The organism is Pseudomonas sp. 2835 (assembly GCF_050435905.1).
GTDB lineage: Bacteria > Pseudomonadota > Gammaproteobacteria > Pseudomonadales > Pseudomonadaceae > Aquipseudomonas.
This window is the reverse complement of the sequence record NZ_JBNDLE010000003.1, coordinates 323,207-341,959: the sequence shown is the minus strand read 5'-3', so window position 1 is coordinate 341,959 and position 18,753 is coordinate 323,207. Positions and strand designations below refer to the sequence as shown.

Here is an 18,753-nt window from a genome sequence, read left to right as displayed (position 1 = left end):
AGCCGCTCGATCTGCCCGCCGAAGGTGCCAACGACACCGACGGGGCCAGCGGGCGCGCGCGATTTGTCCAGGTGTTCCTTGCGCAACGGGCGCAGATGGAAGCCCTGGTCAGCCGCCGCATCGGCTGCCGGGCCACGGCCTCGGACCTGATCCAGGAGTTGTTCCTGCGATTCTGGCGCCGGCCGCAGGTCAAGGTCGAGGCGCTCGATACCTACCTGCTGCGCTGCGCCGGCAATATCGCCATCGATCACCTGCGCAGCGAAGGTGCCCGCGAGCGGGTCAACGACAGCCTGCAACTAGAAGTGGCCGACGAGCATGTCAGCGCACCGCAAGTGGCGCTGGAGGTAAACAGCGACCTGCAGCGCATCGAGGCGGCGCTGCGCCTGCTGCCCGAGCGTACCCGGCAGATCTTTCTGCTCAACCGCATTCACGGGCGCAAGTACGCCGAGATCGCCAAGGCCATGGGCCTGTCCCAGAGTGCGGTGGAAAAACATATGATGCGCGCGCTGGAGGCGTGCAAGGCGAGTATCGAGCTGCCGCCGGCCAGCACCCGCAAGCCAGGGAAAGCACCATGACCGAGATCACCGCCGCGCAGCATCAGGCCGCACTGAACTGGCTGAGCCGGATCAACGAGCAACCGCAACTGGCGGAGCGTGCCGAGTTCAAGCGCTGGCTGCTCGCCCATCCCGCCCATGGCCGCGCCTATGCCCAGGCCCAGGCCTTGTGGCGCCTGAGCGAAGCGCCGGCGAGCCTGTTGGCTGCCGAGGATGACCCGGCCCTGCAAGGCTATTTGCGCGCCATGCAGCAACCGCCAGCGGGGCGCACCTGGCGGCGTGTCGCCACCTTCGCTGCCGCCGCCTGCCTGGTACTGGCGCTGGGCACCGCTGCCGGCTGGCATCCGGCCTACTGGCTGGATGACTTGCAGGCGGATTACGTCACGGCGCCGGGGCAGGTTGAGAAAGTGGTGCTGGCCGACAATTCGCACATGACCCTGGATGCCGGCAGCGCCGTGTCGGTAGATTTCAGCGACGGTCAGCGCCAGGTGACGATCCGCCGTGGCGCGGCGTTCTTTCATGTCACCCACACCGGCGCGCCGTTCGTGGTCGAGGCGGCAAAGGGCGAGACGCGCGTGCTCGGCACCCGCTTCGAGGTGCGCAAGCACCATGGCGGCGCGCGGGTCACCGTGCTCGATGGCCGGGTGGCGGTGACCGCTGAGCCCGGGCGCTTGCAGCAACAGCTGAGTGGCGGCCAGCAGGTGGCCTATCGCGACGGCACCGCCAGCGCGGTCGAAGCGGTGGACAGCGAATCGCGCCTGGCCTGGCGCCAAGGCTGGCTCAATTACTACCAGGTGCCGCTGAGCACGGTAATCGACGACCTGGCTCGCTACTATCCCGGGCGCATCATCGTGCTCGACAGCGAACTGGGCAAACGCAAGGTCAGCGGCAGCTTCCCGGCCAGCCAGCCGCTGGCAGCGCTGGATTCGCTCGGCGCGGTGCTGGGCTTCAAGCGCATTACCCTGCTGGAGCGGGTGACGCTGATCCGCTGAAAAATATTTTCAGAAAACTGATGAGGTAAGTTCGCGCGACAACCGTGTAGTGAGTGAAAGTGCGATTCATTCGCATAAACGTCACTCCTTCACAGGTTACCGGTCATGAAGTTCACCCCCTCGGCAGCGCGCAGCTTTTCAATCTGGCTCAGTGTCTCGGCCCTGGCCACAGCTAGCGCATTCCCCCTGGGCGCGGCGGCCGCGCAGCAGGTCTATGTGTTTGCCCAGCCGAGCAAGCCGCTGGTGCAGGCGCTCAATGACTTCAGCCGGCTGACCGGGCAAAGCGTGATCTATACCACCGACCTGCCGGCGCTCAACGCCCCGGCCCTGCATGGCAGTCTCAGTGCCGAGCAGGCCTTGCAGCAACTGCTGGGCAATTCGGGTTTTGCCGTTCGCCGCGTTGACGCCCGCACCCTGACCCTCGAACCGCTGGATACCAGCGCTGCGCTCAAGCTCGAGGCGACCACGGTGAACTCGCAAGCCGATGCCGACTACAGCTACCAGCCGCCGCCAAACAGCTCGGTGATGCGCAGCCAGGCGTCGATCATGGAAACGCCCCAGGCCATCAACGTGGTGCCGGCCCAGGTGCTCATGGACCAGGCCCCGCGCAACCTCGACGACGCCCTGGCCAATGTCAGCGGCGTGACCCAGGGCAACAACTTCGGCGGCACCCAGGACACGGTGATGAAGCGCGGCTTTGGCGACAACCGCGACGGTTCGATCATGCGCGACGGCATGCCGATCGTGCAGGGCCGCAGCCTCAGTGCCAGCACCGAGCGGGTCGAAGTGCTCAAGGGCCCGGCCTCGTTGCTGTATGGCATTCAGGACCCGGGCGGGGTGATCAACGTGGTCAGCAAGCGCCCGCAACTGCAGCAGTACAACGCCCTGAACCTGCGCGGCTCGAGCTATGGCAGCGGCAAGAACGGCAGCGGTGGCGGCCTGGACAGTACTGGTGCCCTGGGCCAGAGCAACTTCGCCTACCGCCTGGTGCTCGACCATGAAGACGAAGACTACTGGCGCAACTTCGGCACCCACCGCGAATCGCTGGTGGCGCCCTCGCTGGCCTGGTTCGGCGAAGACACCCAGGTGCTGCTGGCCTACGAGCACCGCGAGTTTCTCTACCCGTTCGACCGCGGCACGGCCATCGACCCGCGCACCAACCACCCGCTGGACATCCCCAGCACCCGGCGCCTGGACGAGCCGTTCAACGACATGCAAGGGCGCTCGGACCTCTATCGCCTGGAGGTCGATCATCAGCTTTCGGACGACTGGAAAGCCCACTTCGGTTTCAGCTACAACCGCGAAACCTACGACGCCAGCCAGGTGCGAGTGACCGCCGTCAACGCCGCCCGCGGCACCCTGACCCGGAGCATGGACGGCACCCGCGGCGCGCTCAGCAGCGATCGTTTCGCCACGGCCAGCCTGGAGGGCAAGGTGCAACTGGCGGGCATGCAGCATGACCTGCTGTTCGGCCTCGACAACGAGTACCGCAAGGTCTACCGCGCCGACCTGATCCGCCAGGGCAGCCTCAGCACTTTCAGTTACCTCGACCCGGTGTATGGTCGCGAAGTCGAGGGCACCAGCGTGCGCGACAGCGACAGCGCACAGACCGACAAATTGCGCAGCGACTCGCTGTTCTTCCAGGATTCGATCCACCTCGACGAGCACTGGATTCTGGTCGCCGGTGCGCGCTACCAGATGTACGACCAGCTCGCCGGGCGCGGGCGGCCGTTCAAGGCCAACACCAACACCAACGGCCAGGCCTGGGTGCCACGGCTCGGGCTGGTGTACAAGGTTGACGAGCAGCTGTCGTTGTATGGCAGCTACACCGAATCATTCAAGCCCAACTCCAGCATCGCCCCGCTGACCGGCGGCCTGGTGCTGGATTCCGGGGTCGAACCGGAGGAGGGTAAATCCTGGGAGCTGGGGGCCAAGCTCGACATGCCGGGGGCGCTGACCGGCACCCTGGCGCTGTTCGACATCCGCAAGCGCAACGTGCTGGTGGCCAACTTCGATTCGGCTACCGGCGACACGCTCTACAGCAACGCCGGCGAGGTGCGCTCGCGCGGCATTGAGCTGGACCTGACCGGGCAGTTGAGCGAGCGCTGGAGCCTGATCGGCAACTATGCCTTCACCGACGCCGAAGTCACCCAGGACCCGACCCTTGAAGGCAATCGGCTGCAGAACGTGGCGCGCCACAGCGGCTCGCTGTCGGCGGTGTATGACGCCGGCAGCCTGTTCGGTGGCGACCGCCTGCGCCTGGGCGCGGGGGCGCGCTATGTCGGCGAGCGGGCGGGCAATGCCGAGAACGATTTCGAGCTGCCGGGCTACACCGTCGCCGATGCCTTCGCCAGTTACGAAACCCGCCTGGACGAACACAAGCTGCGCCTGCAGTTGAACGTCAAGAACCTGTTCGATCGCACCTATTACAGCTCGGCGGTGAACCGTAACTTTGTCTCGGTGGGCGATGCACGCCAGCTCAGCCTGTCCAGCACTCTGGAGTTCTAAGCGCTGAAGGCCGCCCGGTAGGCGCCGGGCGTTGCCCCGAGGGCCTGGCGGAAGCGGTTGCTGAAATGGCTGGCACTGGCAAAGCCACACAGCAGCGCCACTTCGCCCAGCGGCAGTTGGCCATGGCGCAGCAGTTGCCGCGCCTTGGCCAGGCGCCGGGCCAGCAGGTACTGGTGCGGCGGCAGGCCGAAGCTTTGACGAAACATCCGTGCGAAGTGGTACTCGGAAAGGTTGCACAGCGCCGCCAGTTCGCCAAGGCTCAGGGGTTGATCCAGGTGGCCCTCGACATACTCGCTCAGTTGCCGGCGCTGGTGCGCGGCCAGCCCGCCCTTCAGGCGCAGGCCCTGGCGCAGGCCGACCTGGCTGAGCAGGGCGTGGTCGAGAATCTCGTGGGCCAGGCTGCTGGTCAGCAGGCGCTCGGCGGGCTCGTCCCAGTCCAGGGCAATCAACTGGCGAAAGCGCCGGGCCTGTTCGGGATCGTCGAGAAAGGTCGCTTCCTGCAGTTGCAGCTCGCGCGGCTCGCGGTCCAGCAGGCTGACGCAACCGAGGGCGAATTGCTCTTCGCTGATGTACAGGTGGGCCAGGCGGATCGAGCCGTTGACCACCCAGTGTGAGGCGGAGCCGGCGGGCATGATGCACAGCTTGTCGGGCGAGCCGGTGTGGCCGGGGCGGTCGCGGCGAAAGGTGCCGGTGCCGTCGGCGATGTAGCACGACAGGGTGTGATGGCTGGGGGCTTCGTAGTCGCGGGCGTCGTGGCGGTTGTTCCACAGGGCTGCAGCCAGGCCGTCCCCCAGGTGCGCGCTGTGCTCCAGGCGGGCATGGGGTGAGTCGTGCATGGCTTTGAAAACTTGCAGCTGGTCCAACGGCGTCATGGTCGCTACCTCTGTTGGCAATCCTACTCCGCCGCGCCCAGGCTGACAGCAGGCGGCCGCGCAAAAGCGCAAGAATGTGCAAGTGCCGGCGCAGGGGCGGCTGCACACTGGTGGCCTGGAATCGAGGAGTGCCGCCATGAACCTGTCGTTATACCTGCTTACCGTGCTGATCTGGGGTACCACCTGGATTGCCCTGAAGCTGCAACTGGGGGTGGTCGCCATCCCGGTGTCGATCGTCTACCGCTTTGCCCTGGCGGCACTGGTGCTGTTTGTCATTCTGCTACTCAGCCGCCGCCTGCAACCGATGAACCGCCGTGGCCACATGATTTGCCTGGCCCAGGGGTTGTGCCTGTTCTGCGTCAACTTCATGTGCTTTCTGACCGCCAGCCAGTGGATCCCCAGCGGCCTGATCGCCGTGGTGTTCTCTACCGCGACCTTGTGGAACGCGCTGAATGCGCGGGTGTTCTTCGGTCAGAAAGTGGCCGCCAATGTACTGGCCGGTGGCGCCCTGGGCCTGGCCGGGCTAGGGCTGCTGTTCTGGCCCGAGCTGTCCGGGCATGCCGCCAGCCGCGAAACCATCATCGGCCTGGGCCTGGCGCTGCTGGGAACCCTGTGTTTCTCGGCTGGCAACATGCTCTCCAGCCTGCAACAGAAGGCCGGTTTGCGCCCGCTGACCACCAATGCCTGGGGCATGCTCTATGGCGCCAGCATGCTTGGCCTGTATTGCCTGTTCAGCGGTATACCGTTCGCCATGGAATGGAACACGCGCTATATCGGTTCGCTGTTATACCTGGTGATCCCCGGTTCGGTGATCGGCTTCACCGCCTACCTGACCCTGGTCGGGCGCATGGGCCCGGAGCGGGCCGCGTACTGCACGGTGCTGTTCCCGCTGGTGGCGCTGAACGTCTCGGCGTTCTACGAAGGCTATCAGTGGACGGCACCGGCGTTGGCAGGCCTGGTGCTGGTGATGCTGGGTAATGTGCTGGTATTTCGCAAACCCCGGCCCAAGGTGGTCGAGCCGGTGGTGGCCTTGCGGTAGCCATCGCGGGTCAAGCCCGCTCCCACAAGTTGGGATTAATCTGTGGGAGTGGGCTTGACCCGCGATGGGACCAGTACGGCTTACTTCCACACCTGCGGATTGACCAGGTCCCGCGGCCGCTCACCGAGCAAGGCGCTGCGCAGGTTATCAATCGCCCGATTGGCCATGGCCTCGCGGGTTTCGGCAGTAGCCGAACCTACATGCGGCAAGGTCAGGGCGTTTTTCAGCTGGAACAGCGGTGATTCGGCCAGCGGCTCCTTCTCGTAGACATCCAGCCCGGCGCCGCGAATGGTGCCGGCCTGCAAGGCCTCGACCAGCGCCGCTTCATCGACCACCGGCCCGCGGGAGACGTTGATCAGAAATGCGCTGGGTTTCATCAACTGCAGTTCGCGACTGCTGATCAGGTGTTTGGTCTGCGCCCCCAGTGGCACCACCAGGCAGACGAAATCAGCTTCAGCCAGCAGTTCATCAAGGCTGCGGTACTGCGCGCCGAGTTCCTGCTCCAGCGCTGGCTTGCGGCTGTTGCCGCTGTAGATCACCGGCATGTTGAAGCCGAAGCGCCCGCGTCGGGCGATGGCCGCGCCGATATTGCCCAGGCCGACGATGCCCAGGGTCTTGCCATGCACGTCGCTACCGAACTGCGCCGGGCCGACGGTGGCTTGCCATTGCCCGGCCTTGGTCCAGGCATCCAGCTCGGCCACCCGCCGCGCCGCGCCCATAAGCAGGGCAAAACCGAGGTCGGCGGTGCTTTCGGTAAGCACGTCGGGGGTGTTGGTCAGGGCGATGCCGCGCTGGTTGAAGTAGGCCAGGTCATAGTTGTCGTAACCCACCGAAACGCTGGCAACCACTTCCAGTTTGCTGGCGTTTTCCAGCTGCGCCTGGCCGAGCTTGCGGCCGACGCCGATCAGGCCATGCGCCTGGGGCAGGGCTTGGTTGAACTGGGCGCTGATGTCGCCGAGCTTGGGGTTCGGCACAATCACGTTGAAGTCTTGCTGCAGGCGTTCGACCATCGCCGGGGTGATGCGGCTGAAGGCAAGGACAGTCTTTTTCATCGGCGAAATCTCTGCGGGCGGTGAAGAATGGGTAGCACGCTATCATTCTCCACTGCCGCTGTGCAGCAAGATTTCAGGTGGCGATGCGCAGTTCGTGGGTTTTCAGGTCCGCTTCATGGGCGGCGAGAATTTCCGGCAGCGAGTTGCGCAGGTACTCGACCCAGGTCTTGATCTTGGCATCCAGGTACTGGCGCGACGGGTAGATCGCGTACAGGTTCAGCTCCTGCAAGCGGTACTCAGGCATCACCCGCACCAGCGAGCCGTCGCGCAGGCCCTCTATGGCCGAGTAGATCGGCAGCACGCCAACGCCCATGCCGCTGCGGATCGCGGTTTTCATCGCATCGGCGGAGTTCACCTGGAACGGCGCCTGGGTGATGTTCACCACTTCCTGGCCTTCGGGGCCGTCGAACAGCCATTTTTCCAGCGGGATCACCGGGCTGACCATGCGCAGGCAGGCATGGTTGAGCAGGTCGCTGGGCTTGTGGGCGATGCCGTGGCGCTTCACGTAGTCGGGCGATGCGCAGACGATGCTGTAGGTGATGCCCAGGCGCTGGGAGACAAAGCCCGAGTCCGGCAGCTCGCTGGCCAGCACGATCGACACGTCGTAGCCTTCGTCGAGCAGGTCCGGCACGCGGTTGGCCATGGTCAGGTCGAAGGTGACGTCCGGGTGGGTTTCGCGGTAGCGGGCAATGGCATCGATGACGAAATGCTGGCCGACCCCGGTCATCGAATGCACCTTGAGTTGCCCGGCCGGGCGCGCATGGGCGTCGCTGGCTTCGGCTTCGGCTTCTTCTACGTAGGTGAGGATCTGTTCGCAGCGCATCAGGTAGCGCTTGCCGGCCTCGGTCAGGGCAATGCGCCGGGTGGTGCGGTTGAGCAGGCGGGTTTGCAGATGGGCTTCAAGATTGGAGACCGCCCGCGACACGTTGGCGGTGGTCGTATCCAGTTGCACGGCCGCGGCAGTGAAGCTGCCGACTTGCGCGACGCAACTAAAAGCACGCATGTTTTGCAGGGTGTCCATGGGTCGCTCTCAAAGTAGACGACAAATTGTGACATGAAGTAACCGGGGCGGTCTTCAGACTAAAGCCGGATTATCGCTGTTTTCGTAACAAAGATTCGCAGTAATGCACGCTTATCGCCAGTGCGGCGGCCCCCTAGAATTGCCTCTCCAAGCGTCATCCACCTTCTACGTCGGGAATTCGCAGCTGTGCCGCGTCGCATTATCAGAGCGCTCAACGCGCTCAGTGCCTGTGCCTTTAGCTTGACCTTGAGCGGCTGTATCGGAACCTGGGGCATTGCCCCGCAAAGCAAGACGCTGCAAGCCAATACCCTGACCACCGACGCGGCCATCCGTGAAGCCGCCCTCGACGCCCACTGGCCCGACCAGCAATGGTGGCGGGCCTACGGCGACCCGCAACTCGATCGCTGGATCGCCCTGGCCGTACACGACAGCCCAAGCATGGCCATGGCTGCCGCCCGTGTGCGCGAAGCCAGGGCCATGGCCGGGGTGGTCGAGTCGGCAGAAAAACTGCAGGTCAACGGCCAGTCGACGCTCAAGCGCCACAACTGGCCGGAAGACCAGTTTTACGGCCCCGGCGCACTGTCGGGTTCCAACACCTGGGACAACAATGCCGCGCTGGGCTTTAGCTACGCTCTCGACCTCTGGGGCCGCGAGCGCAATGCCAGCGAGCAGGCCGTGGACATGGCCCACATGAGCGTGGCCCAGGCCCGCCAGGCCCAGCTCGAGCTGCAAAACAACATCGTCAAGGTCTATATCCAGCTGTCGCTGCACTTTGCCCAGCGCGATATCGTCCAGGCCGAGCTTGAGCAGCAGGAGCAGATCCTGGCCCTGGCCGAACGGCGCCTGGCCGGCGGTATCGGCACCCATTTCGAAGTCAGCCAGGCGCAGACGCCGCTGCCGGAAACCCATCGCCAGCTCGATGCCCTCAATGAAGAAATCGCCCTGGCGCGCAACCAGCTGGCGGCGTTGGCCGGCCAAGGGCCGGGGCAGGGCGCGCAGTTGCAGCGTCCACAACTGGCCCTTGGTACCGCGTTGAAGCTGCCCTCGGCGTTGCCCGCCGAACTGGTCGGCCAGCGCCCGGACGTGGTCGCCAGTCGCTGGCAGGTGGCGGCCCAGGCCCGTGGTATCGATGTGGCCCATGCTGGCTTCTTTCCCAACGTCGATTTGGTCGGTGGCCTGGGTTTCATGGCCACCGGTGGCGGCGCGCTGGAGTTTCTGACCGGGCGCAAGTTCAACTACAACGTCGGCCCGGCGATCAGCCTGCCGGTGTTCGACGGCGGCCGCCTGCGCTCGCAGTTGGGGGTTGCCTCGGCCGGTTACGACATCGCTGTGGCGCACTACAACCAGACCGTGGTCGAGGCGCTCAAGGGCATTTCCGACCAGCTGATTCGCCGTGAGTCGATGAACGAGCAACAGCACTTTGCCGCCGAGTCGGTGGCTTCGGCGCAAAAAACCTACGACATCGCCATGATCGCCTTCCAGCGCGGCCTGACCGATTACCTCAATGTGCTCAACGCGCAAACCCAGTTGTTCCGCCAGCAGCAGATCCAGCAGCAGGTTCAGGCCGCACGCCTGAGTGCCCACGCCGAGCTGGTTACGGCGCTGGGCGGCGGCCTGGGCGCGGGTAGCGATGTGCCCGGCGAAGACCGCCAGCAGGCGCCGAAGACTCCGGCAACCCTGGCGATTTTCGATAAGCCGGTTAACGCCCAATGAGCGCACTGTCTCTGCCGTTTCGCTGGCTGGCCACTCTCGAGTGGCGTCGCGGGTTCTTTGAATGGCTGCACACCGACGGGGTGACCTGGGTGTACATCTTCAAGGTCCTCAGCGCCGCCTTCCTGACCCTGTGGCTGGCCATGCGCCTGGAACTGCCGCAACCGCGCACGGCGATGATCACCGTGTTCATCGTCATGCAGCCGCAGAGCGGCCATGTGTTCGCCAAGAGCTTCTACCGGCTGCTCGGCACCCTGGCCGGCTCGTCGATGATGGTCGCGCTGATCGCCCTGTTTCCACAGAACACCGAGCTGTTCCTGCCGAGCCTGGCGATCTGGGTCGGCCTGTGTTCGGCCGGTGCCATGCGCTATCGCACCTTCCGCGCCTATGGTTTCGTGCTCGCCGGCTACACCGCGGCGATGGTCGGCTTGCCGGCCCTGCAGCATCCGGACGGCGCGTTCATGGCGGCCGTGTGGCGGGTGCTGGAGATCTCCCTGGGGATTCTGGTCTCGACCCTGGTCAGCGCCGCGATTTTGCCGCAGTCGGCCAGCGCTTCGATGCGCAACGCCCTGTACCAGCGCTTCGGGGTGTTCGCCGGTTTCGTTGCCGAGGGCCTGCGCGGCGACAGCCAGCGCGACCGCTTCGAGAGCAGCAACGTGCGTTTTATCGCCGAGGCCGTGGGCCTGGAGAGCCTGCGCAGCGTCACGGCTTTCGAAGACCCGCACATGCGCCGGCGCAACGGTCGCTTGGGGCGCATGAACAGCGAATTCATGGCCATCACCACGCGCTTCAACGCCTTGCACCAGTTGCTTGAGCGCTTGCGCTTGCGTGGGCCGCTGCAGATCGTCACCGCCATCGAACCCGGGCTCGGCGCCCTGGCCGAACTGCTCGACGGTTATGCCGGGCGCGGCCTTACCGAGCGCGATGCGGCGCGTCTGGCCGAGCAACTGGCGGCCTACAAGGAAGGCTTGCCGGAGCGCGTGCGCAGCCTGCGTGCCGCCTATGTCGAAAGCGCTCCGAGCGATGCTGACCTGCTGGATTTTCACACCGCCTACGAGCTGCTGTACCGCTTCGTCGACGACATGCACAGCTACGCCCAGACCCACGCCTCGCTGAGCGAGCACAACCATGCCCGCGAGCAGTGGGACGAGCCCTATGTGGCACAGACCAACTGGATGGCTTCGCTGGCCGCCGGCGTGCGCGCTTCGTTCATCTTGCTGGTGCTGGGCAGCTTCTGGATTCTTACCGCCTGGCCGAGCGGGGCGATGATGACCCTGATCGCCGCCGCCACCGTCGGCCTCTCGGCGGCCACTCCGAACCCCAAGCGCATGTCGTTCCAGATGGCCTGCGGCACCTTGTTCGGCGCCTTTGTCGGCTTCTTCGAAACCTTCTTCGTGTTCCCCTGGATCGACGGTTTCCCGCTGCTGTGCCTGGTACTGGCGCCGGTGTTCGTGTTCGGCGCGTTCCTCGCCTCGCGGCCGGCCTATGCCGGTTATGGCCTGGGCCTGCTGATCTTTTTTGCCACAGGTTCCGTGCCCGACAACCTGACCATCTACAACCCCTACAACTTCATCAACGACTACATCGCCATGGTCATCGGCATGCTGGTCTGCGCCGCTGCCGGGGCGATCATCCTGCCGCCCAACAGCCGCTGGTTGTGGAGCCGCCTGGAGCAGGACCTGCGCGCCCAGGTGCTGTATGCAATTACCGGGCGCCTGCGCGGCCTGGGTTCAAGCTTCGAAAGCCGCACCCGCGACCTGCTGCACCAAGCCTATGGCCTGGCAGTCGGCCAGCCGTTGGTGCAGAGCAAGTTGCTGCGCTGGATGTTCGTGGTGCTCGAGGTCGGCCACGCGATCATCGAACTGCGCAAGGAGCAGGCGATTCTGCCGGTGCATCCGTGCTACGCCGAATCGCAGCCCTGGCGCCAGGCCATTCGGGTCATGGGCCGGGCATTGGCGCGCCTGTTCATGCAGCCGAGCGCCAGCAACCACGAGCGCGCCCTGGTGGCGGTGGATCACGCCATCAGCCGCGTACAGGCCACCGACGAGCCGTTCGCCCGCCACTTCGACACCTCGGCCCTGCGCCGGGTGCAGAGCTACCTGCACTTCATCCGTACTTCGCTGCTCGACCCTCAGTCGCCGCTGGCCGAACTGGCCCCGGCCAAAGGACTGCCCCATGCCTCGTGAAATCGCCTTCCATGGCGTCTACATGCCGACCATGACCTTGATGTTCCTGTTCGCCGCCGGGCTTGCCTGGGGCCTGGACCGGTTCATCGCAAGCCATGACGGCTACCGCTTCTTCTGGCACCCGGCGCTGCTGCGCCTGTGCCTGTTTATCTGCCTGTTCGGATCCATCGCCCTGACTCTCTACCGTTGAGACCCCTGTTGATGAAAAAGTTTTTCAGCCTGATCGCCACCTTGCTCGTGCTGGCCGCTGCCGTGGTGATCGGTCGCCAGCTCTGGGTGCATTACATGAACACGCCCTGGACCCGCGACGGGCGGGTGCGCGCCGATATCATCAACGTCGCCGCCGACGTGCCGGGCTATGTGGTCGATGTGCCGGTGCGCGACAACCAGCTGGTGAAGAAGGGCGACGTGCTGTTGCAGATCGACCCCGAGCACTACCAGGTGGCAGTGCGCCAGGCCCAGGCGCTGGTCGCCTCGCGCAAGGCCACCTGGGAAATGCGCAAGGTCAACGCCCATCGGCGCGCCGACATGGACAACCTGGTGATCTCGCGGGAGAACCGTGACGATGCCAGCAACATCGCCAACTCGGCGTTGGCCGATTACCAGCAGGCCCAGGCCCAGTTGGCGGCGGCCGAGCTGGACCTCAAGCGCACCCGGATCCTCGCCACGGTCGATGGCTATGTGACCAACCTCAACGTCCATCGCGGCGATTACGCGCGCACCGGCGAGGCGAAGATGGCGGTGGTCGACAAGGATTCGTTCTGGGTTTATGGCTTTTTCGAAGAAACCAAACTGCCGCACGTGCGCGTGGGTGACCAGGCCGAGCTGCAGATGATGAGCGGCGAGCGGCTCAAGGGCCATGTCGAGAGCATCTCGCGCGGTATCTATGACCGCGACAACCCTGAAAGCCGCGAACTGATCGCCGACGTCAACCCGACCTTCAACTGGGTACGCCTGGCCCAGCGGGTGCCGGTGCGGATTCACATCGATGAAGTGCCGGAAGGCTTTTTGCTGGCGGCGGGGACCACCTGCACGGTGGTGGTCAAACCGGCTCGGAAAGAAGGTTAGAAACGGCTCAAGCCTGGCGCGAATCCACCAGTACCGGGCAACTGACCTGATCGATCACCTTGTTGCTGATCGACGGATCGAGCAAACGCCCGAGGCGGTTCAAATGGCGGTGGCCGATGATGATCAGCTCGCACTCAAGCGCGCGAGCGGCAGTCACGATGGCCGTCACCGGCTCGCCCGGTACCAGCTTGCCTTCGCTCTCGAAGCCCAGCGCCCGCAGGTTCTCCAGGGCCTGGCGAACGGCCTGGACGGCATGGCGCTGCTCGTCGGTGGCCGCCGGGTATTCCTGCTGTTCGTACAAGCTGATCGGCCCCGGGCCGTCACTCAGGGCGAAAGCACTGTCGATGGCCAGCACCACCTGCAGGCGATGGCAGTTGGGCAAGCAGTACTGCTGCGCCAGCTCGACCAGGCCTTGGGAAGCGGGTGATCCATCGATGGCAATCAATACGGGGCTGAGCATGGGCGGCTTCTCCGGGCGGCAGTCGAGCCGGCTATTGTTGAGGATCCCCGGCCTGCGAATAAATGGCCTGGCATGCACTGTGTAGTTGCGTACAGCGCAACCCGATGGCCGCTGCCGAGCTGTTAAGATCGGCCCTTGTTTACACGTCATGGATGCCTGGCAATGCAGATCCCGGATATGAACCTGTTGGTCGCCCTCGATGCCCTGCTCGATGAGGGCAGCGTGGTCGGCGCGGCGCGGCGCATGAACCTCAGCCCGGCGGCCATGAGCCGGACCCTGGGGCGGATCCGCGAGGCCATCGGCGACCCGATCCTGGTGCGTGCCGGCCGTGGCCTGGTACCAACACCGCGGGCGCTGGCCCTGCACGAACAGGTGCGGGCCCTGGTCGAGCAGGCCGGGCTGGTGTTTCGCAGCCGCGAAGAAGTCGACCTGGCAACCCTCGACCGGGCCTTTAACATCCGCACCAACGATCTGTTCATCGCCCTGTATGGCGCGCAACTGCTGCAGATGATGCACGAGCAGGCCCCGCACACCGTGCTGCGTTTTGTCCCGGAAGGCGGTGGCGACGATGATGCGGTGCTGCGCGACGGCGGCACCGACCTGATCGTCAGCTCGACCATCGACCTGGGCCCCGAGATCAAGATGCAGAGCTTGTTCAACACCATTTACGTTGGCCTGGCGCGCCAGGATCACCCGATTTTCGAGGCCGAGATCACCCCCCAGCGCTTTGCCGCCTACCCGCAGATCAGCGTTTCGCGGCGTGGCCGCGCCAACGGCCCGATCGATGTCGAGCTGGCCAACTACAAGGTGCAACGGCGGGTGGCGCTGATCACTCCGAGCTTTCATTCGGCGATGTTCTCCTTGCCCGACTCCGACCTGTTGCTGCCGATGCCGGCCAATATCCTCAGCAGCGTGACCAAGCTCGGCTTGCCGCTGCGCTCGTTCCACATCCCGTTGCCCCTGGAACGGGTGACGGTGATGCAGGCCTGGCACCCGCGTTTTGATAACGACCCGGCCCACCGCTGGCTGCGCCAGACCCTCAAGGCGTGCTGCAGCGAGCAGCGCTGAAGCGGTCGATTGCGTTTGCTGCACTAGTAAACTGCCAATATGTCAGTTTTCGTAAGCATTGCCCCTTCATAGACTTCTGCCGGTTCCCTTGTCTGTCCGGAGATGTCTGTCATGAGTTCGCTGACCGCGACTCCTTTACCTGTGCTGCCCCCACCGGTTGCCGCTGCGGCGGCGCCGGCGGCTTTTGGCACGCGCATTCTGGTCGGCCTGCTCGGGGTACTGCTGGCGGTTCTCTGCGCCGGCCTCAACGAGATGGTCACCAAGGCCTCGCTGGCCGATATCCGTGGTGGCATGTTCATCGGCGCCGATGAAGGTGCCTGGCTGATCGCGGTGTATTCGGCGGCGTCGGTCTCGGCCATGGCTTTTTCGCCATGGCTGGCGGCGACCTTTTCCCTGCGCCGCTTTACCCTGTGCGCGATCGGTGTGTTTGCCCTGCTCGGGCTGGTGCAGCCCTACGCCCCCAACCTGTCCAGCCTGATGCTGTTGCGCATCTTGCAAGGCCTGGCATCGGGGGCGTTGCCGCCGATGCTGATGAGCGTCGCCCTGCGCTTTCTACCACCGGGGATCAAGGTCTATGGCCTGGCCGGCTACGCCCTGACCGCCACCTTTGGCCCCAACCTGGGCACGCCGCTGGCCGGGTTGTGGACTGAATATGTCGGCTGGCAGTGGGCGTTCTGGCAGATCATCCTGCCGTCATTGCTGGCAATGGCCTGTGTTGCCTGGGGCTTGCCCCAGGACCCGCTGCGACTGGAGCGTTTCAAGCAGTTCGACTGGCGCGGGCTGCTGCTCGGCCTGCCGGCCATCTGCGCGCTGGTGATCGGCCTGACCCTGGGTGACCGCATGGGCTGGTTCGACTCGCCCCTGATCTGCTGGCTGCTCGGCGGCGGCCTGGTGTTGCTGGTGCTGTTCCTGTGCAACGAGTGGTCCGAGCCGCTGCCGTTCTTCAAGCTGCAGATGCTCAAGGTACGCAACCTGACCCACGCCCTGGTGACCCTGTTCGGCGTGCTGATCGTGCTGACGGCGGTGATCATCATCCCCTCCAGCTACCTGGCGCAGATCCAGGGTTACCGTCCGGCCCAGACCGGCCCGCTGATGCTGCTGGTGGCCTTGCCGCAATTGCTGGCGCTGCCGTTGGTGGCGGCGCTGTGCAACATCCGCGCAGTGGATTGCCGCTGGGTGCTGGCGGCGGGGCTGGGCATGCTGTCGTTGTCATGCGCGCTGGGCACCCAGCTCACCAGCGTGTGGATTCGCGACAACTTCTACCTGCTGCAACTGCTGCACATCTTCGGCCAGCCAATGTCGGTGATCCCCTTGCTGATGCTGGCTACTGGCGGCATGACCCCGCAGGACGGGCCATTTGCCTCAGCCTGGTTCAACACAGTCAAGGGCCTGGCTTCGGTGGTCGCCGCCGGGTTGATCGAGGCGGTGACCACCGTGCGCCGGCATTTTCATTCCAATGCGCTGGTCGACAGCCTGGGCAATTCGCCGCTGGCCGACAGCAGCGCCCCGGGCCTGGCCAGACGCATCCACGAACAAGCCCTGGTGCTGACCTCGGCCGACCTCTACCTGTGCATGGCGCTGCTGGCCGCGGCGCTGATTGTGCTGATTCCTTGTGTGCCTACCCGGATCTACCCACCGCGTGCGGTGGCCTAGGTTTGCGGATTTGAGAGAAAGACATGACCACGACAACAACTCACCGAAAAACCGCCTTGATCGTCACCGCCCTGGTGGTGGCCGGGCTTGCCGGCGTGCTCGGCCCGATGCTGCTGGGCCACGACAGCGAACAGAGCACCAACGACGCTTATGTGTCTGCCGACTACACGGTGATCGCACCGAAGGTGGCCGGCTTTATCAAGCAGGTGCTGGTGCAAGACAACCAGCAGGTCAAGGCCGGCCAACTGCTGGCGCAGATCGACGACCGCGACTACCAGGCCGCGCTGGCGGCGGCGCAGGCGCAGCTGCTGGTGTCCAGCGCGCAAAGCCATAATGCCCGGGCGACCCTCGAGCGCCAGGCCTCGCTGATCGAACAGGCCCAGGCCGCGGTCAGTGCCGACCAGGCTGAGCTGGCCTTCGCCAATCACGAACTGACCCGCCACAGCCGCCTGGCCGAGCAGGGCGCCGGTACCGTGCAGAACGCCCAGCAGGCGCGCAGCCGGGTTGATCAGGCGCGGGCGCGGCTGGCCAACTCGCAGGCGGCGCTGGCGGCGGCGCGCAAGCAGGTGGATATCCTCAGCGCCCAGGTCGACAGCGCCGAAGGGGGCCTCAAGCATGCCCAGGCGAGCCTTGAGCGGGCGCAACTGGACCTGTCGTACACGCGCATCGTCGCGCCCATCGACGGCATGGTCGGCGAGCGCGCGCTGCGCGTCGGCGCCTACGTCAACCCGGGGGCACGGCTGCTGTCGGTCGTGCCGCTGGAGCACGCCTATGTGCTCGGCAATTTCCAGGAAACTCAACTGACCCACGTGCAACCCGGGCAGCCGGTGCAGATCCGCGTGGATACCTTCGCCGATGAATACCTGCACGGGCGGGTCGAGAGCATCGCCCCGGCTACCGGTGTCACCTTCGCGGCGGTCAAGCCGGATAACGCTACCGGCAACTTCACCAAGGTGGTGCAGCGCATTCCGGTGAAGATTGTCTTCGACGCCAACCAGCCGTTGCTGGAGCGCCTGCGGGTCGGCATGTCGGTGGTGGCCACGATTGATACCGGCGCGAGCCTGAGCACCGGTAAAGAGGTCAGCGCCCGATGAAACCTGTATTTGCCCTTTGCCCACTGCTGCTGAGCCTGCTGGCTGGCTGCAGCCTGGGCCCGGATTTCAGCGCGCCTGACAGCCATGCCCCGGCCGTGTGGCCAGCGCTGCAGGAAACCCCCGCCGCCAGTCAGGCTCAGGCCACACCGCTGGAGCAGCGCTGGTGGGAAAGCTTTCACGACCCCAAGCTCAGTGCCTTGATCGAACGCGCCAGCCAGCGCAACCTCGACCTGCAGATCGCCAGCGCGCGCTTGCTGCAAAGCCGCGCGCTGCGCATGAGCATCGCTTCCGAGCAAACCCCGTCGGTTGACCTGGGCGGTGGATACAGTCGGGCGCGCAACAGCGCCGAAGGCCTCAACGACCCGTCCGGTAACGGCGGCAAGTCGGCCTTCAACCTCTGGCAGGGCGACTTCACCGCCAGTTGGGAGCTTGACCTCTGGGGCCGCGTACGCCGCCAGGTCGAAGCCGCCGATGCGGTGGTCGAAGTTGCCGAGAACGACCGCCGTGGCGTGCTGTTGTCGCTGCTGGCCGAGACTGCCGGCAGTTACATCCAGTTGCGCGCGGTGCAGAGCACCCTGGCCGTTACACGGGAAAACCTCGAGGTCTCGCGGCACAGCTTGCGCCTGTCGCAAATGCGCCTGCGCGACGGGGTCGCCACTGCCCTCGATGTGGCCCAGGCCAGCGCCCAGGTCGCTTCGGTCGAGGCGCGCCTGCCGAGTCTCGAAGAGCGCCAGGCGCAACTGATCAATGCCCTCGGCCTGCTGCTGGCCGAACCGCCACGCAGCCTGCAGGCCGAATTGCTGGAGCCAGGCGCGATGCCGACGCCGCAGCAACGCTTTGCCATCGGCGTGCCGTCGGAGCTGGCCGAGCGGCGCCCGGATATTCTCCAGGCCCAGGCGCAGTTGCATGCCGCCACCGCCAGCATCGGCGTGGCCAAGGCGGATTTTTATCCGAGCATCCGCCTGTCGGGCAATGTTGGTTTGCAGTCATTGCAGTTGTCGGATTTCGGTAGCTGGGATGCGCGCCGCTTTGCCATCGGTCCGCAGTTGAACTTGCCGATTTTCGAAGGCGGGCGCTTGCGCGGCGTGCTCAAGTTGCGCGAAGCCCAGCAGCAGGAAGCGGCTCTGCGCTACCAGCAGGTGGTATTGCGCGCCTGGCATGAAATCGACGATGTGCTGCGCCTGTACAACGCCAGCCAGTTGCGCCGCGACCTGCTTGAAGAGGCCGTGCGCCAGAACCGCATCGCCCTGCAGACCGCCCAGCAGCAATATGTCGAGGGCGCCGTGGACTTTCTCAATGTGCTGAGTGTGCAGGGCGCCTTGCTGGCCAGCCAGGAGCAGTGGGTCGAAAGTTCGGCCGCGGTGTCCCAGGCCCTGGTTGGTTTGTACAAGTCGCTGGGCGGCGGATGGCAGCCGTTCAGCGAACCGCTGCAGGCTGCCACTCAAGGTTGATTTTCGCGCGTCGATGGCGACGTGT

The 18,753-nt window shown here is 65.2% G+C and carries 16 protein-coding genes; 12 read left to right on the top strand and 4 right to left on the bottom strand.

Features of this window, described 5'->3' with window-relative positions:
- Positions 1-11: 11 nt before the first annotated feature.
- The 3 genes from ABIE20_RS05735 (at position 12) to ABIE20_RS05725 (ending at position 4,054) form a co-directional block, all read left to right on the top strand.
- Positions 12-575 (top strand): RNA polymerase sigma factor, encoded by a 564-nt coding sequence (locus ABIE20_RS05735; protein WP_429503696.1) that lies wholly within the window; start codon positions 12-14, stop codon positions 573-575.
- On the top strand, positions 572-1,546 hold the full coding sequence (locus ABIE20_RS05730; protein ID WP_429503509.1) for a FecR family protein: 975 nt from the start codon (positions 572-574) through the stop codon (positions 1,544-1,546). Before ABIE20_RS05735 ends, ABIE20_RS05730 begins: the two co-directional genes overlap by 4 nt.
- Positions 1,547-1,651: 105 nt before the next feature.
- Positions 1,652-4,054, top strand: coding sequence for a TonB-dependent siderophore receptor (locus ABIE20_RS05725; RefSeq protein ID WP_429503507.1), 2,403 nt, complete (start codon positions 1,652-1,654; stop codon positions 4,052-4,054).
- On the opposite strand, the gene ABIE20_RS05720 is transcribed toward ABIE20_RS05725, so the two are convergent.
- Entirely contained in the window at positions 4,051-4,926 is an 876-nt protein-coding gene (locus tag ABIE20_RS05720; protein ID WP_429503505.1) for a helix-turn-helix domain-containing protein, read from the bottom strand. The genes ABIE20_RS05725 and ABIE20_RS05720 overlap by 4 nt on opposite strands.
- 136 nt (positions 4,927-5,062) lie before the next feature.
- On the opposite strand from ABIE20_RS05720, the gene ABIE20_RS05715 reads away from it, so the two are divergent.
- Positions 5,063-5,965, top strand: a complete 903-nt coding sequence (locus tag ABIE20_RS05715; RefSeq protein ID WP_429503504.1) for a DMT family transporter — start codon at positions 5,063-5,065, stop codon at positions 5,963-5,965.
- Between the two features lie 80 nt (positions 5,966-6,045).
- Here ABIE20_RS05715 and ABIE20_RS05710 read toward each other — a convergent pair whose 3' ends face one another.
- Together ABIE20_RS05710 and ABIE20_RS05705 are read right to left on the bottom strand one after the other, a co-directional pair.
- Entirely contained in the window at positions 6,046-7,017 is a 972-nt protein-coding gene (locus ABIE20_RS05710; protein ID WP_429503502.1) for a 2-hydroxyacid dehydrogenase, read from the bottom strand.
- Between the two features lie 73 nt (positions 7,018-7,090).
- Complete coding sequence (locus tag ABIE20_RS05705; protein ID WP_010220676.1) at positions 7,091-8,038, bottom strand: LysR family transcriptional regulator; 948 nt, start codon at positions 8,036-8,038, stop codon at positions 7,091-7,093.
- Between the two features lie 186 nt (positions 8,039-8,224).
- Between ABIE20_RS05705 and ABIE20_RS05700 the strand changes: the two genes are divergently transcribed.
- From ABIE20_RS05700 to ABIE20_RS05685, 4 genes are read left to right on the top strand one after another with little or no spacing between them, the layout of a single operon-like run.
- The gene (locus ABIE20_RS05700) at positions 8,225-9,751 is read left to right on the top strand and encodes an efflux transporter outer membrane subunit (protein WP_429503500.1); all 1,527 of its coding nucleotides are present in this window, start codon (positions 8,225-8,227) and stop codon (positions 9,749-9,751) included.
- Complete coding sequence (locus tag ABIE20_RS05695; RefSeq protein ID WP_429503498.1) at positions 9,748-11,934, top strand: FUSC family protein; 2,187 nt, start codon at positions 9,748-9,750, stop codon at positions 11,932-11,934. The genes ABIE20_RS05700 and ABIE20_RS05695 overlap by 4 nt, the downstream gene beginning before the upstream one ends.
- Positions 11,924-12,124, top strand: a complete 201-nt coding sequence (locus tag ABIE20_RS05690) for a DUF1656 domain-containing protein (protein ID WP_010220679.1) — start codon at positions 11,924-11,926, stop codon at positions 12,122-12,124. The genes ABIE20_RS05695 and ABIE20_RS05690 overlap by 11 nt, the downstream gene beginning before the upstream one ends.
- Before the next feature lie 11 nt (positions 12,125-12,135).
- Positions 12,136-13,002, top strand: a complete 867-nt coding sequence (locus ABIE20_RS05685) for an efflux RND transporter periplasmic adaptor subunit (RefSeq protein WP_093379665.1) — start codon at positions 12,136-12,138, stop codon at positions 13,000-13,002.
- 7 nt (positions 13,003-13,009) lie between these two features.
- On the opposite strand, the gene ABIE20_RS05680 is transcribed toward ABIE20_RS05685, so the two are convergent.
- Positions 13,010-13,462: a universal stress protein gene (locus ABIE20_RS05680; protein WP_429503495.1), complete on the bottom strand. Its 453-nt coding sequence runs from the start codon at positions 13,460-13,462 to the stop codon at positions 13,010-13,012.
- Between the two features lie 162 nt (positions 13,463-13,624).
- Here ABIE20_RS05680 and ABIE20_RS05675 point away from each other — a divergent pair, with 162 nt between their 5' ends.
- From ABIE20_RS05675 to ABIE20_RS05660, 4 genes are all read left to right on the top strand, one after another.
- Positions 13,625-14,530 (top strand): LysR family transcriptional regulator, encoded by a 906-nt coding sequence (locus ABIE20_RS05675; protein ID WP_045197211.1) that lies wholly within the window; start codon positions 13,625-13,627, stop codon positions 14,528-14,530.
- A 111-nt stretch (positions 14,531-14,641) separates the two neighbouring features.
- Positions 14,642-16,183 carry an MFS transporter gene (locus ABIE20_RS05670; protein ID WP_429503493.1) on the top strand — a complete coding sequence of 514 codons (1,542 nt, stop codon included), beginning with the start codon at positions 14,642-14,644 and terminating at the stop codon, positions 16,181-16,183.
- A 23-nt stretch (positions 16,184-16,206) separates the two neighbouring features.
- Positions 16,207-17,277 (top strand): HlyD family secretion protein, encoded by a 1,071-nt coding sequence (locus tag ABIE20_RS05665; protein WP_429503491.1) that lies wholly within the window; start codon positions 16,207-16,209, stop codon positions 17,275-17,277.
- Positions 17,274-18,728 carry an efflux transporter outer membrane subunit gene (locus ABIE20_RS05660; RefSeq protein WP_429503490.1) on the top strand — a complete coding sequence of 485 codons (1,455 nt, stop codon included), beginning with the start codon at positions 17,274-17,276 and terminating at the stop codon, positions 18,726-18,728. Before ABIE20_RS05665 ends, ABIE20_RS05660 begins: the two co-directional genes overlap by 4 nt.
- Positions 18,729-18,753 lie beyond the last annotated feature (25 nt).